This window comes from Thiohalocapsa sp. (genome assembly GCF_019695415.1).
Lineage (GTDB): Bacteria > Pseudomonadota > Gammaproteobacteria > Chromatiales > Chromatiaceae > Thiohalocapsa.
In genome coordinates this window covers 1-18,095 of sequence record NZ_JAIFKJ010000556.1, presented here as the reverse complement: position 1 = coordinate 18,095, position 18,095 = coordinate 1, and the positions used below count along the sequence as shown (strand labels likewise).

Sequence of the window (18,095 nt, the reverse complement as noted above, 5' to 3'; positions counted from 1 at the left end):
GTCCGGCGCATCGGTCTCCAGCACGATGGCCTCCATCGGCAGCTCGGCGGCAAGCCGGCGCAGCTTCGAGGAGCGCTCGAAGGTGAGCATGCCGCCGAAGCCCAGCCGGAAGCCCAGGTCGAGATACTGATGCGCCTGCTCCAGGCTGCCGTTGAAGGCGTGCGCAATGCCGCCCGTGACGCCCGCCTGCCGCAGCAGGCCGAGCATCACATCGTGGGCCTTGCGTACGTGCAGCAGCACCGGGAGTCCAGCAGCGGCGGCGATGGCGAGCTGCGCGGCGCACAACTGCCGCTGGCGCTCACGGCCGGCGGTGTCCTTCTCCAGCGCGAAGTCGAGGCCGATCTCACCGACCGCCAGGGGGTGATGTTCGGCGAGCGCGGCTTCCAGCGCCGGCAGATCCGCGTCGGCGTGGCGGTCCATGAAGACCGGGTGCATGCCGAGCGCGGGGTGCAGCATAGCCTGATCGGCACAGAGCGCAAGCAGCTTCGGCCAGCCGGCACGGTCGATGGCCGGCACGACGATGTCGCGTACGCCGGCCTCCCGACACTGCGCGAGGACGCGGTCTCGGTCGGCATCGAAGTCGGACACGTCGAGGTGGCAATGGGTGTCGATCAGGTGCATTGGTGACCGTCAGGGCGAGGCACTAAGATGGGCAGGAACGCGGGCGGCCGGGGATGACTCGCCAATCCTACTGCACCCGCTGCCGCCCCGCGCCGACCCGACTGACACCACGGAGGCCACCCTTGGGACTGCGGCAACGCGACACCGAACACCACACCTACGGCGATTACGTCAACTGGCCCGAGGATGTCCGGTACGAGCTCATCGACGGCGTCGCCTACCTGATGGCGCCGGCGCCGACCCTGGAGCATCAGGACATTGCCGGGGAGCTCTATCTCCAGCTGCGCTTGGCGCTGGATGATAAACCCTGCCGCGTCTACATCGCCCCGGTGGACGTGCGCCTGCCGAAGGCGGACGAGGCGGACGAGCTCATCGACACCGTGGTCCAGCCCGACGTGCTGGTGGTGTGCGATCAAGGCAAGCTGGACCGCCGCGGCGTGCGCGGCGGCCCGGATCTGGTGGTGGAGGTCCTCTCCCCCAGCACGGCCAGCCACGACCATGTGAAAAAGCGCCGCGTCTACGAGCGCGCCGGCGTGCGCGAGTATTGGCTGGTGCACCCGGGCGACCGTATGGTCACCATCTACCGGCTCGGGACAGAGGGCTACGGCAAGCCCGGGGTGCAGGAACTGACGGGCGAAACGCCGGTGGGAGTGCTGCCCGACGTCAGCATCCGTTGGGATGATCTGGTGTCTCGCCTGCCGGCGCCGGAGGATTGAGGCGCAAGTGCTGCTGCGCTTCCGCGGAGTACCGCCCGGGTCGTCAAGGGTTCGCCCGATCGTCCCGCATCGCCGCCCGGATCGCGGCCACCAGTCGCCGCAGCGCGGCATCCGCCGGCACCGCTTGGCCCATGAGCCAGTCATGGATGATCTGATCCTGGTAGCCCAGCAGGCGCACGAAATCGGCGCGACTGGCTTCATCCAGGTCCGCAAAGCCCACTTCGAGAAAGCGGTTCAACAGGAGGTCCAGCTCCAACATCCCACGCCTGCATTGCCAGCGCAGCCGCGCGGCTTGCGCGACGATCTCGGCGGCGGGAGCATCGGTTAAACGCATGGCAGCGTGCCGGCGCGGGCTCAGACGGACTTCTCCAGCATCAGGTCCTTGATCTTACCGATGGCCCGGGTTGGGTTCAGGCCCTTGGGGCAGACCTCGACGCAGTTCATGATGGTGTGGCAGCGGAAGAGCTTGTAGGGCCCCTCCAGCGCATCCAGGCGCTCCTCCGTGGCCTGATCACGGCTGTCGGCGAGGAAGCGCCAGGAAGCGAGCAGTGCTTGCGGACCATGGAACTTATCCGGATTCCACCAAAAGGACGGGCAGGCGGTGGAGCAGGCGCCGCACATGATGCACTCGTAGAGTCCGTCCAGCTTGTCCCGATCCTCGGGCGACTGGCGGATCTCTTGCTCCGGGAGCGGCTCTTTGCGGATCAGATAGGGCTGCACGTTGCGGTACTGCTCGTAGAACTGGGTCATGTCCACCACCAGGTCCCGGATCACCGGGCGGCCCGGTAGCGGGCGCACCTGGATCGGGCGCTTCAGCTCAGACACGGGCGTAATGCAGGCGAGCTTGTTGCTGCCATTGACATTCATGGCATCCGAGCCGCAGACGCCCTCGCCGCAGGAGTGCCGGAAGGAAAAGCTCTCGTCCTGCTCTTTGATGGCGAGCAGAGCCTCGCGCAGCATCATGCCCGGCTGCTCCTCGACCTCGTAGGTCTGCATGCGGGGCTTGTTGTCCTGCTCGGGGTGGTAGCGGTATATGCTTATTTGCATGGTCTGAGTATCGAGTAGCGAGTGACGAGTATCGAGGGGCGAGCAACGATGTGCGGACAGCGGCTTGTCCGCCTCGCCCCTCGCTCCTCGGTACTCGATACTTCCTGATCAATAGACCCTCGCCTTCGGCGGAAAGCTCTCCACCGTCAGCGGCTTGGTGCGCACGGGCTTGTAGTCCATGCGGTCGCCGTCGCGAGCGTAGAGGCTGTGCTTCATCCACTGCTCGTCGTCGCGCTCCGGATAATCCACGCGGGAGTGTGCGCCACGGCTCTCCTGGCGGTGCAGCGCGGACATCAGCGTCGCCATCCCCACGTCCACCAGGTTGTCGAGCTCCAGGGCCTCGATGCGGGCGGTGTTGAAGGTGCGGCTCTGATCCTTCAGGCGTACGTGCTCGACCCGCTGGCGCAGGGCCTTGAGCTTTTCGACCCCCTCCGCCATGGTGGCGTCGTCGCGGAAGACGCCGCAGTGGTCCTCCATCAGCTTGCGCAGATCGGCTTTGGCCGCGGCCACGGACTCGCCCTCGCCACTGCGGTCCCAGCGACCGAGCCGCGTCAGCGCGGGCTCGATGTCGGCGTCGCGCATCGGCCTATGGTTCGGATTCTCGGCAACATACTGCAGGATATCCGTACCGGCGGCGCGGCCGAATACCAAGATGTCCAGCAATGAATTGCCGCCGAGCCGGTTGGCGCCGTGCACCGACACGCAGGCGCACTCGCCGGCCGCGTAGAGCCCGGGCACGATCTCTTCCGGACCGTGCCTTGCTGGTGCTACGACGCGGGCGAAGCGGTCCGTCGGAATGCCGCCCATGGCGTAGTGGGCCGTCGGGAAGACAGGGATGGGCTGCTCGGCGGGGTCGATGCCGAGAAACACGCGGCAGATGTCCGTGATGCCCGGCAGGCGGCGGTGGACCACGTCGGCGCCCAGGTGATCAAGGCGCAGCATCACGTGGTCCTTGTTCGGCCCGCAGCCGCGCCCCTCGCGAATCTCCGTCACCATGGAACGGGCGACCACATCGCGGCTCGCCAGGTCCAGCGCCCTCGGGGCATAGCGCTCCATGAAGCGCTCGCCGTCGCCGTTGATCAGATAGCCGCCCTCGCCGCGAGCACCTTCGGTAATAAGCATGCCTTTTCCGGCAACGCCCGTCGGGTGGAACTGGTAGAACTCCATATCCATCAGCGGTACGCCGGCGCGCAGCGCCATGGCCATGCCGTCGCCGGTGTTGATGAAGGCGTTGGTGGTGGTGCGGAACACCTGGCCGTGGCCGCCGGTGGCGAGCAGCGTCGCTTTGGCCTCGATGACCAGCGTCTCGCCGGTCTCGATCTCCAGCACCAGCGCGCCCAGAATGGCGCCCTCCTCGTCCCGGATCAGGTCGATGGCGAAGTATTCGTCGAAAAAGTGCGTGCGGGCGCGCACGTTCTGCTGATAAAGCGTGTGCAGGATGGCGTGGCCGGTGCGGTCCGCCGCGGCACAGGTGCGCGCCGCCTGGTCGCCGCCGAAGTTCTGGCTCTGCCCGCCGAAGGCCCGCTGGTAGATGCGCCCGTCATCAATTCTGGAGAACGGCACGCCCGCGTGCTCAAGCTCATAGACTGTCGGGATGGCCTCGCGGCACATGTACTCGATGGCGTCCTGGTCGCCCAGGTAGTCGGAGCCCTTGACGGTGTCGAACATGTGCCAGTGCCAGTCGTCCGGCAGCACGTTGGCAAGCGCCGCGTTGACCCCGCCCTGGGCTGCCACGGTGTGGGAGCGGGTCGGAAACACTTTAGACACCACGGCCACGCGCAGGTCGGCGCTCGCCAGGCGCAGCGCGGCGTTCAGCCCGGCGCCGCCGGCACCGATGATCAGCGCGTCGAACCTGCGATGCGGAATTGGGCGAAGGGGATCGGGCACGCAGCTGGCCTCCTGTCTTGGTTATTGCAGGGCGCGCGCGGCGATGATGGCCTGCGCTGCCCAAAGCCCGGAGGCCAGGAAGACGAAGCCCACCAGCGTCATGGCCGCCGCCCTCAGCCCAATGGGCTTTATGTAGTCCATGAACACATCCCGGATGCCCACCCAAGCATGCGCGAGTAGGATCGGGACAAACAACAGCAGCCCGAGCGCTACCCAAGGACTCGCTGCCCAGGCCACCAGCTCCGCATGGCTAGCCGGCCCCGCCAGCATGAAATAAAGCGCCAGATAGATGCCGAAGAGGCCCAGATACACCGCCGTCGCCCGCTGCAGGAACCAGGCTTTCAGTCCGGAGGCGCGGCGACTCACAACAGCATGCCCCCGGCCACGACGACCGTCAGCGCCAGCGCCGCGGTCAGCGCTGTCCAGGCCGTGGCGCGGGCCGTCGGCCGGTCCACGCCGATGCCGAGATCGATCACCAGATAGCGGATACCGGCAATCAGATGGTGCAGCAGCGCCCAAGCCATCACCAACAAACCCACTTGCACCAGCGGATGGCCGAGGAAGGCCGCGGATGCCGCGAAGCCAGCTGGACTCGCCAGCGCCTGCGCGAAGAGCCAGGCGAAGACCGGGATAGACAGCACCATCAACACGCCGCTGATACGGTGCAGGATGGATACCACCGCCGGCACCGGCAGGTGGATACGCCACAGCTCCAGAAAGACGGGTCGGCTCGTTGTCATGGTGTCCTCGGATGTGCGGCGACGACTCGCGCCGCCGTCTCAAGGTGGTGTGACCGCGCCGCGGACGGTTCGTTTTGGTTGTTATCGCGGGCGGAGACCGGGCAGTTTATCCGGTCTCTGGCCTTGGACGCCGCGACGAGCCCGGGGCGCAGGGGCGATAGCAACACTTCTGCGACGGAGCAGCGTATAGCCGCCCTGCCCTCGCCACAAGCGGCGCGGGCCAATAGTCAGCATGCCAAGAGCCGATCATGGCCCATACCGACTGATTGGCCGTCCTGGCCGGGGCCGGATCAGACCGCGCTAGGACACTGTGCCCGCAGCACGCAGTCGCCGCAGCGTGGTCGGCGGGCGCGGCAGATGTCCTTGGCATGGCGCACGATGAGGGCATGGTATTCGTTGAACAGCGCCGTATCCGGACCGAGCGCTTGTTCGAACAGGCCCCGAATGACCTCGTAGCCTGCGCCGTCCTCCAACACGCCTAAGCGCACAAACAGCCGGCGCGTGTAAGCGTCGACGACGAACACCGGCCGGCCAAAAGCATAGAGCAGTATGTCGTCCGCCGTCTCGGGGCCAATGCCGTGCATGGCGAGCAGACGCCGGCGCAGGCTTGCGGTGTCTTCCGCGGCCAGCGCCGCTTCGCCGCCGGCTTCAAGCAGCGCCGCGCAGAAAGCCCTGAGGCGCGCGGCCTTGACGTTGAAATAGCCGACGGGGCGGAGCAGCTCCGCGAGCTCCGTCTCCGCCAACCCGAGCAGCGCCTCCGGCGTGAGCGGGATGCGCTCGGTGAGCCTTGCGAGCGCCTTCTCGACGTTGGTCCAGGCCGTGTTTTGCGTCAGCACGGCACCGAGCATGACCTCGAAGGGTGTATCCGCGGGCCACCAGTCTTGATGGCCGTGGGCGGCAAGCAGCGTGCCGAAGATCTCTCGCAAACGCTCGGGGGTCGACGCCGGCACAGCCGCGGCGACCGCGTTGAAGCCGCCATCCGCAATCACGGCGCCGGGGCTCCGGTTTGCCTGATGCGACCGCGAACAGCGCGATCCAGAGCATTGCACACGGCGGTCGGACGCATGCGCCGGGCGCTGATGACAAGCTGAGATGCTCGCTGCATCGTCCGGTGCGCCCCAGAGGTCAGACCCGCTTACCCTTGGGAATCACGACAATACCGTCTGCCGACACGTCAAACCTGGCCGCGTCCGCCGCACGGTCGAAGCCGATGTGCTCGCCGGGGCCAATCACCACGTCCTTGTCGCAGATGCAGCGGCGGATCTGGGCGCCCTCGCCCACCTTGACGCCCTCGAACAGGATGGCCTCGTCGACGATGGCACCGTCCTCGACCTCCACCTGCGGGAAGAGCACGGAATGGCTGACGCCGCCGCCGCGGATGACGGTGCCGGCGGCGAGCATGGAGTTGACGAAGATGCCCTCGTTGCCGGACGTGGCGCCGGGCACAGTCCGCGCCGGCGGATACTGACCTTGGTAGGTCAGGATGTTCCAGTCCGGCTGATACAGGTCCAGAGGGGGCTCCGCCTCCAGCAGCGCCATATTCGCGCGGAAGTACGCATCGGTCGATGCGAGGTCGCTCCAGTACTGATCTGGTGTCACCCGGCCGCGCTCGCCGCCAAAGCGGTAGGCACAGACGGTCTCCCGCTCCAGCAGCGGCGGCAGCAGGTGCAGGGCGAGGTCTGCCCCCGCGCCCGGCGGCGAGCCTGCGTCCGCCGCCGGCGCCGCCTCGACCTCGGCGGCCGCCAGGGCGTCGAGCTCTGCGAGCAGCAGCGCCTTATCCACCACATAGACCCCCATTGGCGCGTCGAAGCTTTCCGTCCCCTCCGCTCGCGTTGTCGCCTCGGAGGCTATCTGGGGCTCCTTTTGGGGATGCACCCGCGGCGTCAGCGCGCAGATGCGGTCGGCGGCGTCGCAGCGCAGCGCCACAGCGCCGTCTGCAACGCTGCCGCCCGCCGGGCGCACAGCACAGGTGACGCCCGCCCGCTGTTCACGGTGGTAGCCGATAAGCTCGGCATAGTCCATGCGATACACGACACCGCCGTCCAGCAGCAGTATCTGCTCGGCGCGGGAGCGCTCGATGAGATAGCGGTTCTGGCGCAGCGCGTCCAACACACCGAGGTACCACCCGCCGCCATCACGCATCTGCGGTGGTACAGCGGTGATGAACTCCCCCAGCTCCGCATTGAACAGCGACCAGGCATCGCGCAGGTGCTTATGCAGCGAGTGCGATTTGTACTGAGTCAATACCAGCACCTGTCGCAACCCGGAATGCAGACAGTTGGCCAGCGTGAAATCGATGACCCGGTACTTGCCGGCGAAGGGCACCGCGGCCTTGGTGCGCTGCTGGGTGAGCGGCGCCGGGGCGCCGCGCTCGATGGCGAAAACAAACGTTAGGGTCGCGCTTGGCATGATCTCGCTGCGCCGGATCCAGTCGCGCCGCACCGCACCTGTGCAGCCTACGGCTCGACTGTCCTTGAATTTTGCGGGCGGTCGGAGAGCCGACCGCTATCGCTTGGGCCGGTATTTCTGCTGTCGTCGGACGACGGCGTGTCAGCCGCAGAAGCTGGGCGCCGGATCAGTCCAGCCCGCGCCCGACAGCGCCGGCAGCCCCATGAGACCGCTGTCGCCGTTGACGATGCTGACGGCATTGTAGACCAGCGCGCCGGCGCCGAGGGCCAGCGTCAATAACAATAGGACGCGGTGCGCCAACGACGACAGCGCATGCCTGCGCCCCGATCGCGTCGTCGTGTCCTGGCGCCGGGGTCGGTGGCCGGCTGCTTGATCCGGGCGTTGAGCGGGGGACACAGGCTTCTCCCGGTGTGGCGGCAAGGCCGCGAGCGGATGCCCTGTAGCGGCCATGCTGGTCACCCGGCCTTGGCCATGCGATCTTCCAACACCACCGCCGGCTGCGCTGGCAAGGCCTCGAGCAACACCGAGCGGCCGGTCATGGCGTCCGGTATCGGCAGATCCATGAGCGTCAACAGCGACGGTGCCACATCGGCGAGGGTGCCGCTCGGCGCCAGCAGCCAGCGTTGCTGATCCACCACCAGCAGCGGCACCGGGTGCGTCGTGTGCTGGGTGTGCGGCTCGTCGGTCTCCGGATCCATCATCATGTCGCAATTGCCGTGGTCGGCAGTAAGGAGCACGGCGTAGCCCGCGGCGACGGCGGCATCCAGCACGCGCCCGACCTGCGTGTCCACGGCTTCCATGGCACGCACTGCGGCGCCCATGTCCCCGGTGTGCCCCACCATGTCACCGTTGGCGAAGTTCACGACAATGAAGCCGTACTGCCCACCCTCGATCGCCTCCACCACGGCGTTCGCCACCTGAGGTGCGCTCATTTCGGGCTTCATGTCGTAGGTGCGTACCGCCGGGGACGGAATGAGCCGGTGCGTTTCGCCGTCCGCCGGCTCCTCGACGCCGCTGTTGAAGAAGAAGGTGACATGGGCGTACTTCTCGGTCTCGGCGCAGTGGAACTGCTTGATGCCGAGCCCGCTCAGGTAGCGGTTCAAGGCCACCGCCGGCGCGTCTGGCGTGAAGGCATAGGGCAGCCCGAAACCCTTGTCGTACTGCATCATGCAGGTAATGGCCGCTTTGGGAGCACCACCACGATCGAAACCCTCGAAGTCCGTCAAGGCCAGCGCCGCGGCGATCTGTCGCGGCCGGTCCTTGCGGAAGTTGAAGAGTACGAGCGGATCATCCGGCTCGAGGCCACGGTAGCCGTTGATGACGCTCGGTTGGATGAATTCGTCGGTTTCGCCGGCGGCGTAAGCGGCATTGATGGCCCCGCGCGCGTCGGCCGCGCCGCGGCCCTTACCCAAAACGATGGCGCGCCAGGCGCGCTCGGTGCGCTCCCAGCGGCGATCGCGATCCATCGCGTAGTAACGCCCGCTGACAGTGGCAAAGCCGCCACCGGCGGCGTCCAGCGCCTGCTCCAGCTCGCTCAGCTCGTTGAGGGCCGACTTGGGCGGGGTATCGCGGCCATCCGTGATCATGTGCAGCAGTGGCTTTGCGCCGCGGCGCCGGCAGAGCTCGATCAGTGCCATCAGGTGGCGCACATGCGAATGTACGCCGCCATTGGAGACGAGTCCGAGCAGGTGCAGCGGTCGGCGCGCGGCCTTGGCGGCGTCCGCGGCGGCGAGGAGGGCCGCGTTGGCATGGAAGCTGCCGTTGGCAACGGCATCGTCGATGAGCACCAAGTCCTGCCGCACCGTACAGCCGCTGCCGAGGGTCATATGGCCCACTTCAGAATTGCCCATCTGCCCGTCCGGCAGGCCGACACCACCCCCGGAGGCGTTCAGCACGGTGAACGGATAACGATAGAAATACTCATCCAGGCGCGGCGTCTGCGCCTGCGCCACGGCGTTGTTGAGCTTGCTCGGATTGACACCGACGCCATCCAGGATCACCAGTACCGCTGGCTTGGCCGGTCGGGTAGTTGCAGGTGTCGGCGTTGCATCGGACTCGCTCATTGGGTCTCTCCGCTAAGGCTTGCGGTTGCCTGATAGGACTGCCCAAATCGGCGCAAGAATCGTGCCCTAAGCCACATTCAACTGCGGAGCGGCCCAGGGCACGGCGCCCCGGTTGCGACGGCTACCCGAGCGCACCGGCTTGGTGCGTGTCGTACAATCATTGGGCAGTGGTCGCTTCGTAGGCCGTCATCAGAGAACGCCAGCGGGTGTGGGACAGCATAGCCAGCGGCGGCGGAAACGCAGCCTGTGGCTTTCCTCCATAGGGCTGCGCGCAAACCGCAGCGACGGTACAGCGGCCCGAGGGGACGGCCGGCGGCCGCGCCGTATGGTGCCTGCAGAAGGAGTTCAGGCGCGCGTGGCCGCCGCGCGCAGCATGAGGGACTTCATGTCGGTCACCGCCGCAGCCAGCCCAGAGAAGACGGCCCGGGCGATGATGGCGTGGCCGATGTTGAGCTCACGCACGCCGGGCAACGCAGCGACAGCGGCGGTGTTGTGATAGTCGAGTCCGTGGCCCGCGTTGACCTGCAGCCCAAGGCTGAGACCGTGCGCCACTGCGCCTTGGATACGCGCCAGCTCGCCGGTGCGGGCGGTCGGCGTTTCGGCATCGGCATACCGCCCCGTGTGAATCTCCACCACCGGCGCGCCCACCTCGGCGGCGGCGTCGAGCTGCGCGGGATCTGGATCGATGAAGAGCGACACCCGCACGCCGGACTCCGCGAGCATGGCGCAGAAATCACTCAGCGCAGCCCTTTGACCGACCACATCGAGTCCGCCCTCGGTGGTGAGCTCGGCGCGCCGCTCCGGCACCAGGCAACAGTCTGCCGGCCGCAACCGGCTGGCGATGCGGCCCATCTCAGCCGTGGCCGCCATCTCGAGGTTCATGCGGGAATGGAGGATGTCCCGCAACAGCTCGACATCCCGGTCCTGGATGTGGCGCCGGTCCTCACGTAGATGCAGCGTGATGGCGTCGGCCCCCGCCTGCTCAGCCACCAGCGCCGCCTGGATGGGCTCCGGGTAGCGGGTGCCGCGGGCCTCGCGCAGCGTGGCGACGTGGTCGATGTTGACACCGAGGAGGATGGCCGCGCCGTCGGATTGGGACATATCGAACTTGGCTCCTTGCATGGATTGTTGATGTTGGGCAGGCAGCGCAGCCCCTCCAAGACTCGCACTGGGGTTTGGCGCCCACCACACGAGGTCAGGCTCCAAATGGGTCAGGCCGGTCTGCGTCGGGCCGCAAAGAGCGCCCGGCTCAAGAGCGGCTTCTCGCCCAGATGAGGCGCCAGGAGTTTGCGCAGCAGGTCCCGCGCCTCGCGCACACCGCAGCCGGTGAGCATATCCCCTGCCTGCAATGCCAGCAGCGTCGCGCCACTCACGGCACCTGGCGCATCCGCTGTGACCGCGGGCAATGGTCCGCGTTCCAAATCGCAAACGTAGCGCCGTTCCGGCTGCACCGGCCTGCCTGTCTCTGCCTCACGATCCAAGGGCGGACAATAACCAAGCTGCTCCAGCAGCGTCAGCTCGAAGCGCCGCAGCGGGGTATCGGCAGGCCCGGCCACCGCCAGCGCAGCGAGCACCTGCTGGTAGGCGCCGAACAGCACCTGGTCTGCCTCCTCACGGCCGAGCAACCGCAGCAGCAGCTCGTTGACGTAAAAAGCGCAATAAAGCGCGTCGCCAGCGAGCGCCGCAGCACGGCCGGCGGACTCCGCGTGAGTCAGCGTGCGCACCTCGCCGCGGCCGGTCCAGGCCACCAGCAGCGGCGCGAAGGGCTGGAGCAGCGCCGCCTGGCTGCCTCCCGCGCGCCGTCCGCGGCGGGCCCCCTTCGCTACCAGTGGCAGCCGGCCGTGCCCTGCGGTGAACAACTCCAACAGCAGACTGGTGTCGCCGTAGTCTCGGCGGTGCAGCACATAGGCCGGTTGCAGCTGGCCTCGATTCATCGCAGCACTAGGCCATCGCACTCGCTATCGGTTTTGCTGAAGATCGGGCGTCCCGCCGGGTGAATCTAGTCTCCATACCCCAAGCTCGCCAGCGCCGCCTCGTCGCTGCGCCAGCTGGCCTTGACCTTGACCCAGACCTCCAGGTGCACCGGACAGCCGAACATCTGCTGCATCTGCCGGCGGGCCTCGCTGGCGGCGGCCTTGAGGGCCTCGCCGCCGCGGCCGATGATGATGGCCTTCTGACTCTCACGCTCTACCCAGATCAACGCATGGATCAGGTAGCGCCCGCCCTGGTCCTCGAAGCGCTCGATCTCCACGGTGACCGCGTAGGGCAGCTCCTGGGCGTAGCGTCGGGTCAGCTGCTCGCGCAACAGCTCCGCCGCGAGAAATCGCTCCGACCGATCGGTGAGCTGGTCATCCGGGTAGACGCGGTCGCCTTCGGGCAGTTGAGCCAGCAGCAGGTCCTCCAAGTGCTCCACCTGCTCCCCGGTGCGTGCCGACAAGGGCACGACCTCGGCGAAGTCATGGCGCGCCGCCAGGGTCTGCAGGTAGGGCAGCAGCGCGGACTTGTCCTTCACTCTGTCCACCTTGTTGACGGCGGCGACCACGGGCGGCCCGGCCGCCGCAGCCGCCTCCAGCGCAAGTGCGTCCTCGTCCGTGAAGCGCGGCACCGCCACCACCAACAGGATCAGATCCACATCCGCGAGTGCCGCCCTTGCCGTGCGGTTGAGCAAGCGGTTCAGCGCATTGCTGCCTCGCTGGTGCAGCCCCGGCGTATCCACGTACAGGATCTGACCGTCAGCTCGGCTTTTGACACCCAAAATCGCGTGCCGCGTGGTCTGCGCCTTGTGCGAGGTGATAGCCAGCTTCTGGCCCATGAGCCGGTTCAAGAGCGTGGACTTGCCAACGTTGGGCCGGCCGAGGATGGCAACGGTGCCGCAGCGCTCAGCCATCCGCGTCTCCGGTCAGCTCAGCGAGCATCCGCGCGGCGGCCGCCTGCTCTGCACGCCGGCGGCTGGTACCCTCACCGCAGGCCTCGGCCGCCGTATCCGGCAGGCGGCAGACCACGACAAAGTGCTGATCGTGGGCGGCACCAGACACATCGGCGACATTGTATTCCGGCACCGGCCGGCGGCGTGCCTGCAGCAACTCCTGCAGGCGTGTCTTCGGGTCCTTGATGGCTTCTTCGCGGGCGACAGATTCGAGCCGCCCGGCAAAGAGCCGCAGCAGCATCTCCCGCGCTTGCTCCAGACCCAGGTCGAGATAGACAGCGCCGATGACGGCCTCCAGAGCGTCCGCGAGGATCGAATCCCGAGCGTGGCCGCCCGTGCGCAGCTCACCCGGGCCCAAATGCAGGTAGTCGCCGAGCCGCACTTCCCGGGCGAGTCCTGCGAGGCTGTCTTTGTTCACGAGCGCCGCGCGGCGGCGGCTGAGCTCACCCTCGTCTGCTTCTGGGAAGCGCGCCCACAGCGCCTCCGCCATGATCAGCCCCAGCGCGGCATCGCCCAAAAACTCCAGACGCTCGTTGTTGGCGCGCCCGGCGCTGCGATGCGTCAGCGCCAGCGTGAGCAGGTCCGGCTGCAGCTTTGCGTCGCCACCGAGCAGGCTTTGGGCAAGCACACGCGGATCAGCGCTCATGACTGCCCGAGAAGCACTGCATGCGCGAAGGCCATAGCCACACCAAGGTTGGCGATGATGTGCGTGCGCACCTTGCCGCTCAGGGCCCGCTCGAATCCGCCTTTTGCGGGCCGGGCGCTGCTCGGGGCGCGCTGCGCAAGACCCGGCTGCGACCGCATCAGTGGATCACATCCCCAAGCCGTCCGAAGGCGATGGGTAACCCGTTGCGGTTCCCATCCCAGTGCATCCAGATCGCAAACGCCTTGCCGACCAGGTTCTCCTCCGACACGAAGCCCCAGCAGCGGCTGTCGTTACTGTTATCGCGGTTGTCCCCCATCACGAAATAGGTGCCGTCGGGTACCGTCACCGGGCCGTCAGCAAGCACCGAGCAGCCCGGCGGCAGATCCCGTGCACGCGGGTTGATCAGGATCTCGTGCTCAAGACCATCGATGTCTTCAACGGCCCGCATGGCGCCCGTGTGGCCCTGCCCGGAGCCCTCGCCGACATAGGGCGGCAGCTGGACCTGCCCGGCCGGCTCACCGTTCACATACAGGGTTTTGTTGCGGTAGTAGACCTGATCACCCGGTATACCCACCACCCGCTTGATGTAGTCGATGGATTCATCTTGCGGGAAGCGGAACACGACAACGTCACCGCGCTCAGGCTCCCCGAGCTCCAGGAACTTAGTATTCAGCACCGGCCACCGCAGCCCGTAGGCGAACTTGTTCACGAGGATGAAATCACCCACCAACAGGGTTGGCATCATGGAGCCGGAGGGGATTCGAAAGGGCTCCACCAAAAAGGAGCGCAGCAGCAGCACTGCGAGGATGACTGGAAAAAATGATCGGGCATATTCCACGATCACAGGCTCGCGGTAGCGACGGTCCGCGCCCTGAGCCGGCGCACCACCCGTACTGCCCGCTGTGGCATCGGTACTGGCTCCGGAGGCGGCCTGCTCGGTCGCGAGCCGGCGGCGACGCGGCGCGAACACCAATGCATCCACAAGCCAGATGCCGCCGGTGAGGGCCGTTGCGGCCACAAGGAAAGTCGGAAAGTCGAAGCTCATGCTGTCTCTGGCATCCGGCTGTTAGGGAGATGCTGATGTATTGGGCATCCTGCCCAAAAATCAGACGGAGCCGGGCCTGTCCAGACCTTGGGCGGTTTCCCGGCTCCTTCATTGTCAGCGACTTACGTCGCCGAAAATGGCGGGGCGTCCTGCCCCGGACGGGAAGCGCCAATAAATCGGCGCTTTGTTAGGCCCGCCTACAAAACCGTCAATTATCCTTCCCTGCCTGCAAGACGGCAAGGAATGCCTCCTGCGGAATCTCCACGCGGCCCACTTGCTTCATGCGCTTCTTGCCGGCCTTCTGCTTCTCCAACAGCTTGCGCTTGCGGGTCACATCTCCGCCGTAACACTTGGCGGTGACGTTCTTGCGCAGGGCCTTTACCGTCGTTCGGGCGATGACCTTGCTGCCGATGGCGGCCTGAATGGCCACCTCGTACATCTGCCGCGGAATCAGCTCCTTCATACGCTCGGTGAGCTCGCGGCCGCGAAACTGGGCATTACCGCGATGGACGATGAGCGACAGCGCATCGACGCGCTCGCCATTGATCAAAATATCCAGCTTGACGAGGTCCGCCGCCTGGAAGCGCTTCAGCTCGTACTCGAAAGAGGCATAGCCGCGGCTCACGGACTTGAGCCGGTCGAAGAAGTCCAGCACCACCTCATTGAGCGGCAGCTCGTAGGCGGCCTGCACCTGCCCGCCCAGGTATTGAAGCTGCTTCTGCACGCCGCGCTTCTCGATGCACAGGTTCATGACGCCGCCGAGCAGATCCTGCGGCACCAGGATATGCGCTTCGATGATGGGCTCGCGGATCTCTGCGATGGCGCCGGTGTCCGGCAGATTGGCCGGATTGTCGACGTTGATGGTCTCACCATCGCTCTTGAGCACCTCATACACCACCGTCGGCGCCGTGGTGATAAGCTCGAGGTCGTACTCGCGCTCCAAACGCTCCTGCAAGATCTCCATGTGCAGCATGCCGAGGAAACCGCAGCGGAAGCCGAAGCCGAGTGCCTGCGAGGTTTCGGGCTCGTAGAACAGGGAAGAGTCGTTCAGCCGGATCTTGCCAAGGGCATCGCGCAGGTCTTCGTAGTCGTCGGAGGAGACCGGGTAGAGCCCGGCGAACACCCGCGGCTGGATCTGCCGAAAGCCCGGCAGCCGGCCCTCAGCCGGGCGCTCGGCGCTGGTGATAGTGTCGCCCACCGGGGCGCCGTCGATCTCCTTGATACCAGCAATCAAAAAGCCGACCTCGCCGACCTCGAGCACGGGGCGCTCGGTCTTTTTGGGCGTGAAGACGCCGATGCTGTCGGCCTGGTACACCCGGCCTGTGGACATGACCTTGATCTTGTCCTTTTTGTTGAGGGTGCCGTTCACCACCCGGATCAGGGACACGACGCCCACATAGGGATCGAACCAGGAATCGACGATGAGTGCCTGCAGCGGTGCATCGGCATCGCCCGCCGGCGGCGGCACATGCTCCACCAGCATCTCCAGCAGCTCCGGGATGCCCTGCCCCGTCTTGGCGCTCACGCGCAGGGCGTTCTGGGCATCCAGGCCGATGATCTCCTCGATCTCGTTGATGACCCGCTCCGGCTCCGCTGACGGCAGGTCGATCTTGTTCAGCACCGGCAGCACCTCGAGCCCGAGGTCGATGGCGGTGTAGCAGTTGGCCACGCTTTGGGCCTCCACCCCCTGCGCTGCGTCCACCACCAACAGCGCGCCTTCGCAGGCGGCGAGCGAGCGCGAAACTTCGTATGAGAAGTCCACGTGGCCGGGTGTATCGATGAAGTTCAGCTCGTACACCTCGCCGTTCATGGCAGGGTAGTCCAGGGTGACGCTCTGTGCCTTGATGGTGATGCCGCGCTCGCGCTCGAGGTCCATGGAGTCCAACACCTGGTCCGACATCTCCCGGTCGGTGAGGCTACCGCAGTGCTGGATGAAGCGGTCCGCCAGCGTCGATTTGCCGTGGTCAATATGGGCGATGATGGAGAAGTTGCGGATGTGTTGCTGGTCCGGCATCGGGGGAGTGGTCCTGGTTGGCGCGGCGCTGACGGGGGCACGGGTCGGGCGGCAGCCGCTCGGCGGCGGCGTATGGGGTTACTCCGCCGGGATGCGAATGGGATAGAACATGCGTCCATCGCCCCGCTGCACCAGCACGGCCACGGATTCGCCTGGCTGCACCGCATCCAGCAATTGGCGGAAGCGCTTGGTATCGGGCACCGGCTCGTTGTCGAAGCTGACGATGATGTCCCCGGCACGGATGCCGCCCTGCTGCGCAGGGCCGCTCTCGACGCTCTCGACGATGACGCCCCGATCCGAGAGCCCCAACCGCTCGCGCTCTTCTGCGGTCAAGTCCTCCACGACTAATCCAAGCCGGTCTGCCGCCGCCTGCTCAACCTGGCCCGGAGCCACTGCGAAGGCCTCTTCTTCCGGCAGCTCCGACAGCAAGACGGGCAGCTCCAGGGTTTCGCCGTTGCGCAGCACCGTCAGCATGGCCTCGGTGCCCACCTTGGCGGCGCCCACCATGGGCGGCAGGTTGCTGGAGGTGGACACCTCTTTGCCGTTGAAGGCGAGCACGATGTCGCCGTCGCGCAGCCCGGCCGCGGCCGCCGGACGGTCCGGCCGCACCTGTGCTACGAGGGCGCCGCGCGGATGACTCAAGCCAAAGGGTTCCGCGAGATCCCGGGTGACGTCCTGGATCAGCACTCCGAGCCAGCCGCGGCTGACGCGGCCCTTCTCCTTGAGCTGATCCACCACATCCATGGCCACGTCGATGGGAATCGCGAACGACAAGCCCATGAAACCGCCGGTGCGGCTGTAGATCTGGGAGTTGACGCCCACCACTTTGCCATCGAGGTTGAACAGCGGCCCGCCGGAGTTGCCCGGGTTGATGGCGACGTCGGTCTGGATGAAGGGCACATAGTCCTCGGTGGGCAGCGAGCGGCCCTTGGCACTGACGATGCCGGCAGTGGCGGAGTGCTCGAACCCGAACGGCGAGCCGATGGCGAGCACCCATTCGCCGACTTGCAGATCCGCCGCTGTGCCGATCTCCACCGCTGGCAGGTCCGTGCCATCCACCTTGAGCAGGGCCATGTCGGAACGCTCGTCGGCACCCACCACCTTGGCGACGAACTCGCGCCGGTCGCTGGTGCGCACGATAATCTCGTCCGCGGCCTCGATGACATGGGAATTGGTCAGCACATAGCCATCCGGAGACAGGATGAAGCCCGAGCCGAGCGAGCGGCCGTTCTCACCATCTTCCGGCAACGGCCCCTCCTCGCCGAAGAAGCGGCGGAAGAAGTCGTACAGCGGGCTGTCCTCACCGAGGCCCTCCTCCTCGCCGAAATCCTGCGGCCCGTACAGCGCACTCTGCTTGGTGCTGATGTTCACCACGGCGGGCCCATAGCGCTCCACCAGCACCGTGAAATCCGGCAGGCCAAGACGAACCGCCGCAGGGACGTTCTCATCGGCGAAAGCCGGCGCCTGGACGGGCACCGAGAGGGTGACCGTCAGGCAGAGCAGAAAGCGGATCACAGTGGGCATGGGGGCATCTGTTGCGGTGGCTTGGTCATCAGGCCGGATTGCGGCAGGTCCCGTCAGTCAGCGGGCGGACGCGAAAGCGCAAAGATAACAGAGCGCGGGGTCGCCGGACGCGCGCCAGTGCAATGCGCTCAGCGCTGACACGGGCAGCTTCGGCGCAGAACTCGGCGCAGAACTGCGGCCCGTCGCATGCCCAGAGGCGATGCCGGCAGGTGCGAAGGCGCGGACGCTGAGATTGGAACGCGCGTCTCAGCCGCCCGACTCAGCCAAAGGAGACTTGGACCGGGGCTGGCTCGTCGCGGCGCAATAGGACGGGCCGGAAACCCAATCTCCGAGCACACGGGACCCCTGGGCACACCGTATGCCGCCTTCCGCTTGAAAAAACAAAAACATCACACCCACACCGTACGACACAGTGTCGTCCACAGTACATCAACACACACTCACCCACACCACTAGT

Annotated in this window: 18 protein-coding genes; 1 reads left to right on the top strand and 17 read right to left on the bottom strand. The window is 66.5% G+C overall.

The window, feature by feature from the left end; translation table 11 throughout:
• Positions 1–621, bottom strand: a 621-nt coding sequence (locus I6U14_RS15440) for a TatD family hydrolase (RefSeq protein ID WP_296900412.1), incomplete at its 3' end; no start/stop codon positions are given.
• A gap of 122 nt (positions 622–743) precedes the next feature.
• Here I6U14_RS15440 and I6U14_RS15435 point away from each other — a divergent pair.
• Positions 744–1,337, top strand: coding sequence for a Uma2 family endonuclease (locus tag I6U14_RS15435; protein WP_296900411.1), 594 nt, complete (start codon positions 744–746; stop codon positions 1,335–1,337).
• A gap of 43 nt (positions 1,338–1,380) precedes the next feature.
• Here the strand turns inward: I6U14_RS15435 and I6U14_RS15430 are convergent, their stop codons facing one another.
• The 16 genes from I6U14_RS15430 to I6U14_RS15355 all read right to left on the bottom strand — a co-directional run bounded on the left by I6U14_RS15430 (position 1,381) and on the right by I6U14_RS15355 (position 17,638).
• On the bottom strand, positions 1,381–1,671 hold the full coding sequence (locus I6U14_RS15430) for a succinate dehydrogenase assembly factor 2 (protein WP_296900410.1): 291 nt from the start codon (positions 1,669–1,671) through the stop codon (positions 1,381–1,383).
• Between the two features lie 20 nt (positions 1,672–1,691).
• Entirely contained in the window at positions 1,692–2,384 is a 693-nt protein-coding gene (locus I6U14_RS15425; RefSeq protein ID WP_296900409.1) for a succinate dehydrogenase iron-sulfur subunit, read from the bottom strand.
• 108 nt (positions 2,385–2,492) lie between these two features.
• Complete coding sequence (gene sdhA / locus I6U14_RS15420) at positions 2,493–4,250, bottom strand: succinate dehydrogenase flavoprotein subunit (protein ID WP_296900413.1); 1,758 nt, start codon at positions 4,248–4,250, stop codon at positions 2,493–2,495.
• A gap of 42 nt (positions 4,251–4,292) precedes the next feature.
• Positions 4,293–4,637, bottom strand: a complete 345-nt coding sequence (gene sdhD, locus I6U14_RS15415; protein WP_296900408.1) for a succinate dehydrogenase, hydrophobic membrane anchor protein — start codon at positions 4,635–4,637, stop codon at positions 4,293–4,295.
• Positions 4,634–5,011 carry a succinate dehydrogenase, cytochrome b556 subunit gene (gene sdhC, locus I6U14_RS15410; RefSeq protein WP_296900407.1) on the bottom strand — a complete coding sequence of 126 codons (378 nt, stop codon included), beginning with the start codon at positions 5,009–5,011 and terminating at the stop codon, positions 4,634–4,636. The genes sdhD and sdhC overlap by 4 nt, the downstream gene beginning before the upstream one ends.
• 290 nt (positions 5,012–5,301) lie before the next feature.
• Entirely contained in the window at positions 5,302–6,000 is a 699-nt protein-coding gene (locus tag I6U14_RS15405) for an endonuclease (protein WP_296900406.1), read from the bottom strand.
• Between the two features lie 136 nt (positions 6,001–6,136).
• The gene (locus I6U14_RS15400) at positions 6,137–7,420 is read right to left on the bottom strand and encodes a glucose-1-phosphate adenylyltransferase family protein (protein WP_296900405.1); all 1,284 of its coding nucleotides are present in this window, start codon (positions 7,418–7,420) and stop codon (positions 6,137–6,139) included.
• 141 nt (positions 7,421–7,561) lie between these two features.
• A complete protein-coding gene (locus tag I6U14_RS15395) occupies positions 7,562–7,720 on the bottom strand; it encodes a hypothetical protein (RefSeq protein ID WP_296900404.1) in 159 nt (52 codons plus the stop codon).
• A gap of 155 nt (positions 7,721–7,875) precedes the next feature.
• Positions 7,876–9,483: a 2,3-bisphosphoglycerate-independent phosphoglycerate mutase gene (gene gpmI, locus I6U14_RS15390; protein ID WP_296900403.1), complete on the bottom strand. Its 1,608-nt coding sequence runs from the start codon at positions 9,481–9,483 to the stop codon at positions 7,876–7,878.
• A gap of 345 nt (positions 9,484–9,828) precedes the next feature.
• The gene (pdxJ, locus tag I6U14_RS15385) at positions 9,829–10,584 is read right to left on the bottom strand and encodes a pyridoxine 5'-phosphate synthase (RefSeq protein ID WP_296900402.1); all 756 of its coding nucleotides are present in this window, start codon (positions 10,582–10,584) and stop codon (positions 9,829–9,831) included.
• A gap of 110 nt (positions 10,585–10,694) precedes the next feature.
• On the bottom strand, positions 10,695–11,417 hold the full coding sequence (gene recO, locus I6U14_RS15380; RefSeq protein WP_296900401.1) for a DNA repair protein RecO: 723 nt from the start codon (positions 11,415–11,417) through the stop codon (positions 10,695–10,697).
• Positions 11,418–11,482: 65 nt separating this feature from the next.
• Positions 11,483–12,370: a GTPase Era gene (gene era, locus I6U14_RS15375; protein ID WP_296900400.1), complete on the bottom strand. Its 888-nt coding sequence runs from the start codon at positions 12,368–12,370 to the stop codon at positions 11,483–11,485.
• Complete coding sequence (gene rnc, locus I6U14_RS15370; RefSeq protein ID WP_296900399.1) at positions 12,363–13,055, bottom strand: ribonuclease III; 693 nt, start codon at positions 13,053–13,055, stop codon at positions 12,363–12,365. Before rnc ends, era begins: the two co-directional genes overlap by 8 nt.
• Before the next feature lie 157 nt (positions 13,056–13,212).
• Entirely contained in the window at positions 13,213–14,100 is an 888-nt protein-coding gene (gene lepB, locus I6U14_RS15365; RefSeq protein ID WP_296900398.1) for a signal peptidase I, read from the bottom strand.
• Between the two features lie 208 nt (positions 14,101–14,308).
• Positions 14,309–16,114: a translation elongation factor 4 gene (gene lepA / locus I6U14_RS15360; protein ID WP_296900397.1), complete on the bottom strand. Its 1,806-nt coding sequence runs from the start codon at positions 16,112–16,114 to the stop codon at positions 14,309–14,311.
• 78 nt (positions 16,115–16,192) lie between these two features.
• Positions 16,193–17,638, bottom strand: a complete 1,446-nt coding sequence (locus I6U14_RS15355) for a DegQ family serine endoprotease (RefSeq protein WP_296900396.1) — start codon at positions 17,636–17,638, stop codon at positions 16,193–16,195.
• Positions 17,639–18,095: the final 457 nt, after the last annotated feature.